Below are 11,694 nucleotides of genomic sequence, written 5' to 3'. Positions count from 1 at the left end.
CGGCGGCTTGATCCCCTGGTCGACGAAGCTTTTATAATAGGCCGAGAGCGGAACCGGATCGTCCGAATTGGTCCGGTTCGCCAGGATGATCGGCTTGCGCACCGCGTTCCAGTCTGCGGCCCCCGCATCGGCCTTGGCCTCGACCTCGGCGGTCAGCATTTCGCCGAGCAGGACGTTGGCGCGGACATGCTTCGGATCGATCGCCAGCGCCTTGTCGACCGCGATGCGCGCCGCCGCCTTGTCGCGGTTGTCGTCGCTCAATCCCCATTCGGCCATCGCGAGTTCGAACCAGATGCCGGCATCGCCCGGATATTGGGCCGCGAGCTTCCTCAGCCCGGCGCGCGCCTTGAGCATGCGTTCGTCGCCGCCCGCGCTCAGCCGTTCGAGGCGCAGCGGCAGCGCGGCATCCTGCGCCGGGGTGAGCGCCCCGATCGTGATCGCGCCGTCGATTGTGATCGCATCCGCCGTCGTGCCATAGCTCATCGGCTGGTTCATGTAGCGATTGAGGTCCTTGTCGAGCAAGGCCAGGTCGCCAAAGCTGTCGGCCGCCGCCTGTTTCGGATCGACCCCTTTGTTGATCGCCCCGATATAGGATCCCAGCTGTCCGACGCGCGCCTTGTCGTTGAACAGCATATGCGTCAGCAGCCAGGCACGGCCATAATAGACGTCGATCTGCCCCGAATTGCGCATCTCGAGCGGGCGCTGGAACAACAGGGTGCCGGCCGGGATCTTGGGCATGGTGAGCAGGCCATAGGCGCGGCTGTAGACCGGCTTGCCGACCTGCGCCTTGCCGTCCCTGGTAAAATCGGCGGTCGAATAATATTCGGCGAAACCTTCGATGAACCAGGCTGGAAATGCGCCGGGCAGGAAGCGTTTCATAAAATGATGGGCATATTCGTGGAACAGCGTCTGCTGCGACTGCGGCGTTCCCTTGAGCACATAATCTTCGCGGTTCGACACCGCGAAGCTGCCCTCCGGATCGGGGCTGTAAAAGCCCGCGATCGACGATCCGCCCTTGCCCGACGCCAGTCGGCCAGCGTCGCTGGCGCGGTCGACGAGATAGATGGTCAGCGGATTGGGATCTTTGCCGCCCTCGATCTTGAAGCGATAGCGCAGCGTCGCATCGAAGCGTTCGAGCTTCTCGGCGAAGTCGCGCAAATCCCGTTCGCTGCCCTCGCTGTAGATGATGAAATTGTTCGATGTGGCGCGCAGCCATTTGGCCTCTGCGCCGGTCGCCCACAGCGCCGCGATCATCGCCGCCCCGGCGATTGCCCGTTTCTGAATCACCCTGTCCCCCAAGCCCGGCCCTTCTGCGCCGCCATGCTGCCAAGCGGCGCCGAGGCTGTAAACCCCTGTGCGATCAGACGAAACTATAAGGATCGATGTCGATCGCCAGCCGCGCCTTGCTCGGCCAGTCGATGCGCGCGACCCAGTCGCGGATCGTGCCCTGCAGGTCGAAACTGCGCGGCGCGTGGAGCAGCAGGCGGAAGCGATGGCGCCCGCGCAGCATCGCGAGCGGGGCGGGGGCGGGGCCATAGACCGCAAGCCCCTCGGCGACCGGCGCCTTGTCGCCCAGCCTTTTGGCGACACCGCGCGCGACCTCGATATCCTCCGACGAGATGACCAGCGCCGCGAAGCGGCCATAGGGCGGGGCGCCGGCGTGTTTGCGCGCCGCGGCTTCGGCGGCATAGAAACCGTCGCGGTCGTTCGCGACGAGCGCCGCCATCACCGGCGCGTCGGGAACGCGCGTCTGGATCAGCACTTCGCCGGGCTTGACCCCGCGCCCGGCGCGCCCGGCGACCTGCGCGATCTGCTGAAATGTGCGTTCGGAGGCGCGCAAATCGCCGCCGTCGAGCCCGAGGTCGGCGTCGACCACGCCCACCAATGTCAAATTGGGGAAATGATAGCCTTTGGTGACGAGCTGCGTCCCGATGATGATGTCGACCAGCCCGCCCTCGACATTGTCGACGAATTCGGCCGCCTTCGCGGGCGACCAGAGCGTGTCCGACGTGACGATCGCGACGCGCGCCTCGGGAAAGCGCAGCGCCACTTCGTCGGCGACGCGCTCGACGCCCGGCCCGCAGGCGACGAGGCTGTCCTCATCCTCGCATTCGGGGCACAGTCGCGGCGGCGGCATGACATGGCCGCAATGATGGCAGGCCAGGCGATGGACGAGCCGGTGCTCGACCATCCACGCGGTGCAGTTCGGGCACTGGATGCGATGGCCGCAGGTGCGGCACAAGGTCAGCGGGGCAAAGCCGCGGCGGTTGAGGAAGAGCAGGCTCTGCTCGCCCTTGTGGAGCCGGTCCGCCAGCGCGTCGACGAGCGGCGGTGCGAGCCAGCTCCCCCGGTCGGGCGGGTCGTGACGCATGTCGATTGCGGCAAGGTCGGGCAGCGTCGCGCCGCCGAAGCGCGCGGGCAGCTGGATATGGCGATAGCGTCCGGCCTCGACCATCGCGAGGCTTTCGAGCGCGGGGGTCGCGCTCGCGAGCACCACCGGCAGCCCCTCGAAATGCCCGCGCATCACTGCGACGTCGCGCGCGTGATAATGGACGCCGTCCTCCTGTTTGAAGCTCGTCTCATGCGCCTCGTCGACGACGATCACGCCGAGCCGCGCATAGGGCAGGAACAAAGCCGAGCGCGCGCCGACGACGATCTTCGCCTCGCCCGCCGCGATCGCGTGCCAGGCGCGCCGCCGTTCGGCCGAGCGCAGCCCGCTGTGCCAGGCCACCGGCTCGCAGCCGAAGCGCGCCGCAAAGCGCGTCAGCATCGGTTCGGTGAGCGCGATTTCGGGGAGCAGCACCAGCGCCTGTTTGCCCGCGTCGATCGCGGCGGCGATCGCCTCCATATAGACTTCGGTCTTGCCCGACCCGGTGACCCCGTCGAGCAGCAAGGTCTCGAATTTTTCGGCCGCCACCGCCGCGACCAGCCGCGCCGCCGCCGCCGTCTGTTCGTCCGACAGGTCGGGCGGCGCAAACGCCGGGTCGGGGGCCGGATAAGGCGCATCGGCCGACACCGCGACCGCCTCGAGCGCGCCGCTGTTCACCAGCCCGCGCACCACCGCCTCGCTGACCTCGGCGAGCGCCGCGAGTTCGCGCACCGTCCCTTGCGAGCGCCCGATCATGTCGAGCGCGACCGTCCGCTGCGGCGTCATCCGCTTGGGCAGCTCCCCCGTCGCGCGATATTCGATGATCGGCCGCCGCGCATCGGCGAAGGCGACCCCGGGCAACACCATGCGCAGCACCGACCCCGGCGGCGCGAGATAATAGTCGCTCGTCCATTCGACGAGACGGCGGAGCGGCGCCTGGATCGGCGGCACCGGCACGACCTCGAACAAATTGCGCAGCCGATTGTCGCCGACGGCCTCGGGAGCGCCGAAACTGGCATCCTCCCACATCACCCCGCCCAGCTTGCGCGGGCCGAGCGGCGCGACGACGACGCTGCCGAGTCCGGCCTCCATGCCATGGGGCACCCGGTAATCGAGCGGGCCGAGGGCGGCGGTGAGCAGGAGGACGCGGGCGCGGGTCATGGGACTGGGCAGGATATAGGGGCGCCCGTAAAATAGGAAAGCGACGTCTACGTCGAGGCCAGCGCCGCCGTCTTCGTCGGACGCTTCACAACCTTCGGCCGCTTGAACCAGAAGGTCCAAACGGTCAGGCTGCCGAGCAGCGCGAGCGCGAGGCCCGATACCGTCATCAGCAACCGATAACCCAGCCCGCCGACCTTCGCGGCGTGGAGCGGATAGGCCATGTTGAACGCCTGCGCGCCCGCCGGCATCGCCAGCGCATCGCGGACGCCGAGCAGCTTGCCCGTCCCGGCATCGAACCACAGCGTCGTGCGCCCGTTGGGCAGCCATTCCTCGGGCTGTTTCATGCGCAGGCTGATCGCGTCGCCGGGCTTGCGCGGCAGGCTGAGGATGCGGAACTGGGCGGTCGGGAAGCGCCGCCGCGCCTCGGTCAGCATCGCGGTGTAATCGGGGTCGGCGGCGAGCGGCCCGCCCTTGTATTTCGGTGGCTCGAGCGCCTTGGCGGTCTCGGCGACCGGGCCGAAGGGGGCGACGACGATCGCGGCAAAGGGGCGGAAGATCATCATCGTGCCGGTGACGACCGACAGCAGCAGTAGCGGGGCGACGACGACGCCAAGGTCGCGGTGCTGCATGACGATCGCCGGGCGGGTCAGGCGTTTGGGCCACAGCCGCAGCTTGAAGGTCGCCCGCGTGCGCCACCACAGGATGACGCCGGTGATCACGAAGAACAGCCCACACAGCCCCGCGATCCCGATCACCCATTCGCCGCTGTCGCCCGCGAACAGATGATGATGGAAATCGAAGATCCAGATTTCGGGGCGCTCCCACTGGCTGGCCCAGCGGGTGACGACCGCGCCCGACTGGTCGGCATAGAGCCCGGCGCCTTCGCCGAAACGCAGCTGGTGGAGCCCGAAGCGATCGGTTGCATAGATCACGCCCTGCGGATCGCCGGGCAGCGCCAGCAATGTCTCGGTCGTCGCGGCGACCGTCGCCAGATCGCCGTTCGGCGGATCGCCGGCATGCGGCAGGCCGATCCAGGCGTCCTTGTGGACCAGGATCGCGCCGGTCAGCCCGAGCAGCGCCAGCACGAGGCCGATCAGCCCGCCGCTCCAGCGGTGCAGCGTGTCGAGCGTCTTCATCATCAGAAGCGGCTATCCCAGCCGAGCGTGAAGCTGCGTCCGCGTCCGGCGAAATAGGACAGCTGGTCGTTCGGCAACCGCGTGTCGCTCGAATAGTCGATATAGTGTTTGTTGAAGAGATTCTGGACCGACAGGCTGATCCCACCGATCCCCGCCTGATAGCGCATCGAGGCGTCGGTCAGCGTGTAGCCGCCAAAGTCATTGTCGGCGAGCTTGAGCGGGTGCAGCGGATTGGCATCGTCGGCAGCGCGCGCCTTGCCGTCGAAGCGGCGCTGGAAATAGACCTGCGTCTGCAGGCGGGCCGAGAAGGGGCCGCTGGCATAGCTGGCCGCGAGGTTGAGGCGGTCGGGCGAGATATTGGCGCCGTCGAGGTCGCTGTCGACCTTGCTGTCGGGCACCGCGTCGCTGTCGAAACGACCGTCGAGATGCGCATAGCCGATATTGAGCTTCAGTCCGTCGATCGGGGTCTGGACGCCCAGGTTGAGTTCGAGCCCCTGGATTTCGACGCGCAGCCGCTGGACGTCGAAAACGCGGTCAGGGCGGGCGATGAGCAACTGGCCCTTGTCGCTCGACGACCAGAAATAGGCGGCGCTCGCGTCCAAAGGCCCACGCTTCACCTCGAACCCGATCTCGCGGTTGTTCGATACGATCGGCGAAATATCGAGGAAATTGTCGATGTCGATCCCGGTGCGGTTCAGCGCGCGGGTGATGCGGCCGACATCGGGCACGGTGAAGCCCTCGGCATAGCTGGCATAGGCGCGAATGCCGTCCCATGGCTCGACGATCACCCCGCCGTTGATCAGCACATCGTCGAACTTGGGCTTGCCGCCGGCAACGTTGACGCCGCCATAGGTGGCCGGGCCGCAATTGGTTGTGATGGTCGCCGAACAGGCGACGAAGGTCGTCGAGGCGAGCGTGTGGAAATCGTCGATCTTGATCTGGATATTTTCCCAGCGCAGCCCGCCCGCGAGGCGAAGCTTGCCGTCGAACAATTTCAGATTCGCTTGCCCGAAAGGCGCGAGGCTGCGGAAATCGCTCGGCGGCACCCAGACGCGCCCCGTGGCGATCAGCGCCTGCTCGGTCCGGTCGACCAGTGCGTCGAAGCCGATCGTCAGCGTCAGGTCCTCGAAACCGGGCAGGCCGCGCTCATAGCTGAACTTGGCGCCCAATTTGCGGCTGCGGTTCTGCGACTGGTCGAACAGGGTGCCGACCGGCGCCAGCGCGGGGTCCTGGAAGGTCGCCTGCGTCGCGACCTCGCCGCCAAAAGTGTCGCGGCTGCGGTTGAAAAAGATCTGGCTGACGAAATTGCCGCCGCCAAGGTCGGTGTCGGTCAGCGACAGCGCGACGCTTTCGGTCCGGTTCTGCGCCGATTCGCCCGGCGGGGTGCCGCGCACGGCGCTGGTCGGGATGCCGAGCGTGCGGCTGCCCGCGATCGCCACATAGTCGCCGTCGCCCTTCAGTTCGAAGCGGCTGGCGATCAGGTCGAGCCGCATCGTGTCGCTGACCTCATAGCCGAAGCGCCCGAACAGCGAGAGCGTCTTGCTGTCCTGCGTTTCGCCCTGCGTCAGGTTGAGCCCGATCGGACGCCCCTTGGCGTCGGAAAAGACGCCGCGAATTTCATAAGCGGCGCCGACCGTCGCATCGAAGCGCCCGGCGCGATACTGCACCAGCCCGGCCAGCTTGCCGCCCATGCCGGCCTTGGAAAAATCATTGTCGGCAGTGCCCTGCACCAGCGCGCGGCCCGAAATCCCGTCGGCCTTCGGCGCCCCGACGGTGACCTGGTTGACGATGCCGCCGGTGCCGCCGACGCCCTGCAGCGCGTTCGATCCAAAGATCAGCTCGACGCGGTCGACGAAAAAGCCGTCGATGGTGAAACCGTCGCGGCTGCCGTCGCGCAGCGGGGTCGATTGCGGGATGCCGTTGATCGCATAGAGCGGCGAACGGCCGCGCAGCGTCTCGCCGGCGCCCGACAGCTTTTGCCGCGTCGGCGAGAAACTGGGGGTCAGCGTCGCGACCGCGTCGGTCACCGACCCTGAAATCGCGATCTGCTGGTCCAGCGCGTCCTTGCCGATGATGTCGATCGTCAGCGGCAGCGCATTCGGCGGCAACACGGTGCGCGCGGCGGTGACGATGATCGTCTCTTCGCCGGTGTCGGCGTCGGTGTCGGCCGGGGCCACGTCCTGCGCGAAGGCGGGGAAGGGCGAGGCGGTGGTCAACAGCGCGGCGGCGACAAATTTGCGAATCATTCTCAACTCCTGCTGAGAGCGCCGCTAATGCGAGCGATTTGCAGATGCAAGTTCAATCTCCGCTCCCGCTTGCGGGAGGGGTCGGGGGAGGGCGTGTCGATAGGGGCGGCGTTGTGGAACAGGCCCTCCCCTAACCCCTCCCGCAAGCGGGAGGGGGACAGGTGGATCAAACGACGCTATCACCCGCTCATGCGCGAGAAGGAACTGCGGTTTGCCCTGATTTGCTACGGCGGCATCAGCCTCGCCGTCTATATGCATGGCATCACCAAGGAGGTGTGGCGGCTCGCGGCGGCGTCGCGCGCCTTTCACGACGGCGGCCCGCTCGGCGGCGTCGGCATCGTCTACCGCGACCTGCTCGCGCGCCTCGCCGAGCGCAGCAACGTCCGCTTGCGCGTCCTCGCCGACATCGTCGCGGGGGCGAGCGCGGGCGGGATCAATGGCATCTTCCTCGCGCGCGCACTCGCCACCGGCCAGTCGCTCGACCCGCTCACCGACCTGTGGCTCGACGATGCCGATGTCGACCGGCTGATCGATCCCGATGCCCGGCCCTTGTCGGCGGCGACCAAATTCTGGGCGGTGCCGATCGCCGGCTGGGTGATGAAGAAGCGCGGCAATGTCATCGACCGCACGGTGGGCGAGGGCGCGCAGGACGAGGTGCGCGCGAAACTGTCGCGCTTCGTGCGCGCGCGCTGGTTCGAACCGCCCTTCGGCGGCGAGACCTTCTCCAACCTGCTGCTCGACGCCTTCGCCGCGATGGACCAGGGGCCGCGCGGGCCGGTGCTGGTCCCCACCGGTCAGCCGGTCGACCTGTTCGTGTCGGTCACCGACTTCGCCGGGCATCGCGTGTCGCTCTCGCTCAACAGTCCGCCGCGGGTGACCGAGGACGAGCATCGCCTGATCCTCCATTTCCGCGAGGACAGCCGCGCCGGCAAAGCGCTCGACGATGTTCCCGGCCTCGCCGCTGCGGCGCGCGCGACCGCGAGTTTTCCGGGCGCCTTTCCGCCCTTCACCGTGCGCGAACTCGACCGCGTGCTCGACCAGCGCCAGATTGCCTGGCCCGGCCGCGAGGCCTTCCTCCGCGCGCAATTGCCGGCGGGCGGCGACAGCGACCCCGCCGACCGCGTCCTGATCGACGGATCGGTGCTCGCCAACGCGCCCTTCCGCCCCGCGATTTCGGCGCTCAAACAGCGTCCGGCGCGGCGCGAGATCGACCGCCGCTTCATCTATATCGACCCCAAACCCGATTATCGTTCGATCAGCTTCGGCAAGCCCGGCGAAACCGCCGAGGGCGACGCCCCGCGCCTGCCCGGCTTCCTGCCGACGATCCTCGGCGCGATGTCCGAAATTCCGCGCGAACAGCCGATTCGCGACAATGTCGAGGCGATCGAGGGCATGTCGCGCCGCATCCGCCGGATGCAGCATATCATCGACGCGATGAAGATCGAGGTCGAAGAACAGGTGGCCGCGCTGTTCGGCACGACCTTCTTCCTCGATACACCGACGGTCGCGCGGCTCGCCAAATGGCGCGCCAAGGCGCAGGAACAGGCGGCCGACCGCGCCGGCTTCGCTTTCTCGCCCTATGGCCATCTCAAGCTGTCGGCGATGGTCGAGGATCTCGTCGGCATCGTCGACCGGCTCGCCCCGCCCGAGGGCGATATCCACCGCCGCATCCGCCGCCAGCAGATCTGGGACGAAGTGCGCGCGCGCGGCCTCGACCGCATTTCGGGCAGGCGCGGCGCGGGGGCGAGCGGCGACGCGGTGACCTTTTTCCGCACCCACGACCTCGGTTTCCGCGTCCGCCGCCTGCGCTTCCTCGCGCGCGAACTCGACCGGCTGGTCGAGGCGAAGCGCGACGCCCGCGACCCGGCGTGCGACGCCATGCGCGATGTGATCTACGCCGCACTCGGCGTCTATCTGGAGCGCGAGGGCGACAACTGGTTTGCCGACCTCGACGTGCCCGCCGACGCCGATGCGGGGCAGTGGATCGACGCGGTCGCCGCGCGCCGCGACCTGATCGGCGCCGACGCGGCCGCCGATGCGCTGATCGCAGAGGGACTGGGCGCCTTGCCCAGGGACGACCGCCGCGCGCTGCTGCTCGCCTATCTCGGTTATCCCTTTTACGACATCGCGACGCTGCCGCTGCTTCAGGGCGAGGGTTTCGACGAGTTCGACCCGATCAAGATCGACCGCATCTCGCCCTCGGACGCGACCGCGATCCGCACCGGCGGCGCGGCCGCGATGCTCAAGGGCATCGAGTTCAACAGCTTCGGCGCCTTCTTCAGCCGCGCCTATCGCGAGAATGATTATCTGTGGGGCCGCCTCCATGGCGCCGACCGGCTGATCGATATCGTCTCGAGCAGCGTGACCGGTGACGGGGCGTTGCAGGCCGACGAACTGGCGGCCATCAAGCGCCGGGCGTTCCACGCCATCCTCGACGAGGAGGAGGCGCGGTTGCCGAAGGTCGCGGCGCTGATCGCCGAGCTTCGCGGCGAAATCGGAGCGGCTTGAGCTAAAGGCTGATGTCGCCGGCGTCTGCGAGCAGTTTCAGCATGACCGCCGCGCCGCATTGCTGCGACCGCGCCTTCGCGTTGAAGCGCCCGTCGGCGGTGAATTTGCCGGCCTCATAATGGTTGGAAAAGCTCCACAAATAGGGTGATGGCACCACCGTGTTGCGATAGCCGAAGCCGTTATAGGCCTCGAACCGGAACAGGATGCGTTCCAGATTCCAGTCGGTCTTGCCGGTGAAGCCCAGCAGTTTGAGCGCGTCCTTGGCGCTCCAGTCCCAGTCGGTCGGCGGCGCCCAGGTCAGCGGCCGGCCCGCCGGCACCTGCCGCGTCCGCTGCGTCAGCGGATGGTCGCCATTGTGCAGATGCGCCAGAAAATTGAAGCTCGCCTCGAGCCCGTGGATGATACCGATGACGAACCAGGGCACCCCCGTGTCGAGCGCCACCGGATCATAGCGCGGACGCGATGCCGTGAGCATCGTCAGATACCAGTCGGTGGTCGCGCTGTAATCGGCGCGCAGCTCCATGCTGTCGAACAGGGTGCGATATTCGTCCTTCAGCGCCGGATAATTGCGCGCGCGGCTGAGGATGATCGGGGCGGGCGGCTTGGCGGCCGGCGATGGGGGCGTCGTCGCGGGGGGAGGCGGAGGGAGCGGCGGGGCGGCGTTTTCCCAGACGTCGCTGCCCTCGCGCGCCGCTGCGGCGGGGGCCGGCGCGAAGATGTCGCCGATGCCGGTGTCGGCGCGCAGCGAGAGCGGGCCGTCGCTATCCCAATCGAGACGCTGGTCGCTGCCCGCGACGAAGGGGCGCAGCAGGTCGGGCACCTGATGTTCGGCGCTATGCAGCCGTGCGAGCAGCGCCCCGGCCTGACCCGCGAGCCCCGGATCGATTTTTTCGCTGCGGTCTATCAGCGCGACCAGGCGCGGCATCAACGATCGATAGAGCGACCCGCTCAGCCCGGCGAGCGAGGGATCGCCGTCAAAACGCAGCGGCGTGGCCGGGAGCTTGGCGCGATCGGCGGCGCGTTCGAGCCTGAGCAGGGTTTCGAGCGTGCCGGCGGCGTCGATCGCTTCACCCGGCAGCAGGCTGGTCACCTGATCGGGCAGCTTGACGCCGAACAGTTCGGGACCGCGCGCCGCAGCCGGCATCGCCGATCCCAGCGCGATCAGGCTGGCGCCCCAGCCGAGCAGGGTTCGCCTGTGAATTGCGATGGGCACCATCGACTCACCCCTCCCTTTGGCGGGGAGGCTATCATGGTGCGGCGCGCCTGTCTTGACCGTCCTGAGGCCCTTGCCCCGTCACCGGGACGCCGGGCCGGGGGTATCGAATCGCCCGATATCAATCGGTCAGATCGTCCCACATTTCCTTGATGCGGCCGAAAAAGCCCTGGCTCGCGGGGCATTCGTCGCCGGTTTCGGTCTCGCGAAACTCGGCGAGCAATTCCTTTTGGCGGGCGCTCAGCTTGGTCGGGGTCTCGACATCGACCTGGACGACCAGGTCTCCATGGCCGCGGCCATTGAGCACCGGCATGCCCGCGCCGCGCTGGCGGAGCTGCTTGCCCGACTGGATGCCGGCCGGGATGCGGATGTCGTGCTTGGCGCCGTCGAGCCCGGGAATGCTGATCTCGCCGCCGAGCGCGGCGGTGGTGAAGCTGATCGGGGCGCGGGTGAACAGGGTCGTTCCCTCGCGCTCGAACACCTTGTGCCGCGCCATGTGGAGAAAGATGTAGAGGTCGCCCGGCGCCGCGCCGCGCGCACCGCTCTCGCCTTCGCCCGACAGGCGGATGCGGGTGCCTTCGTCGACCCCGGCGGGGATGTTGACGGTCAAAGTCTTGCGCCGGTCGACGCGGCCTTCGCCATGGCAGCTGTTGCACGGGTCGGCGATGACCTCGCCCGCGCCCTGGCAATTGGGGCAGGTGCGCTCGACCATGAAGAAACCCTGCTGCGCGCGCACCTTGCCATGACCGGCGCAGGTTGTGCAGCGGTGCGTCTGGGTGCCCGGCTTGGCGCCCGATCCGTCGCAGCTGTCGCAGCGCGCCGCGACGTCGACCTGAATCTCGCGGCTGACCCCAGTGAAGGCGTCTTCGAGCCGGATTTCCATGTCGTAGCGCAAATCGGCGCCGCGCGCGGGGCCGCGTTGCTGGCGGCCGCCGCCGCCAAAGGCCGAGCCGAAGATCGATTCGAAAATATCGCCGATATCGCCGAAATCACCGCCGCCCTGGCCGCCGCCGGGAAAACCGGTCTTGCCGAACCGGTCATAGGCCGCGCGCTTCTGGGGGT

Annotated in this window: 7 protein-coding genes; 1 reads left to right on the top strand and 6 read right to left on the bottom strand. The window is 68.0% G+C overall.

Translation table 11 applies throughout. The features are described from left to right. The 4 genes from ACREB7_RS19170 to ACREB7_RS19155 all read right to left on the bottom strand — a co-directional run. Positions 1 to 1,287 (bottom strand): tetratricopeptide repeat protein (locus ACREB7_RS19170; protein WP_431593867.1); only part of this gene is annotated, 1,287 nt, incomplete at its 3' end. Between the two features lie 73 nt (positions 1,288 to 1,360). Then, the gene (locus ACREB7_RS19165; RefSeq protein WP_431593866.1) at positions 1,361 to 3,529 is read right to left on the bottom strand and encodes a primosomal protein N'; all 2,169 of its coding nucleotides are present in this window, start codon (positions 3,527 to 3,529) and stop codon (positions 1,361 to 1,363) included. A 47-nt stretch (positions 3,530 to 3,576) separates the two neighbouring features. Next, on the bottom strand, positions 3,577 to 4,665 hold the full coding sequence (locus tag ACREB7_RS19160; protein WP_431593868.1) for a PepSY-associated TM helix domain-containing protein: 1,089 nt from the start codon (positions 4,663 to 4,665) through the stop codon (positions 3,577 to 3,579). 2 nt (positions 4,666 to 4,667) lie between these two features. After that, positions 4,668 to 6,911, bottom strand: coding sequence for a TonB-dependent receptor (locus ACREB7_RS19155; RefSeq protein ID WP_431593865.1), 2,244 nt, complete (start codon positions 6,909 to 6,911; stop codon positions 4,668 to 4,670). Positions 6,912 to 7,100: 189 nt separating this feature from the next. Here ACREB7_RS19155 and ACREB7_RS19150 point away from each other — a divergent pair, with 189 nt between their 5' ends. Then, positions 7,101 to 9,419 (top strand): patatin-like protein, encoded by a 2,319-nt coding sequence (locus ACREB7_RS19150; protein WP_431593864.1) that lies wholly within the window; start codon positions 7,101 to 7,103, stop codon positions 9,417 to 9,419. A gap of 1 nt (position 9,420) precedes the next feature. Here ACREB7_RS19150 and ACREB7_RS19145 read toward each other — a convergent pair whose 3' ends face one another. Together ACREB7_RS19145 and ACREB7_RS19140 are read right to left on the bottom strand one after the other, a co-directional pair. Next, a complete protein-coding gene (locus ACREB7_RS19145) occupies positions 9,421 to 10,635 on the bottom strand; it encodes a hypothetical protein (RefSeq protein WP_431593863.1) in 1,215 nt (404 codons plus the stop codon). A 118-nt stretch (positions 10,636 to 10,753) separates the two neighbouring features. After that, the coding region (locus tag ACREB7_RS19140; RefSeq protein WP_431593862.1) for a molecular chaperone DnaJ at positions 10,754 to 11,694 on the bottom strand (941 nt) is incomplete at its 5' end.

The organism is Sphingopyxis sp. (assembly GCF_050725615.1).
Lineage (GTDB): Bacteria > Pseudomonadota > Alphaproteobacteria > Sphingomonadales > Sphingomonadaceae > Sphingopyxis.
Note: the sequence above shows the minus strand (reverse complement) of the source record. Positions and strands in the feature narration are given on the sequence as shown.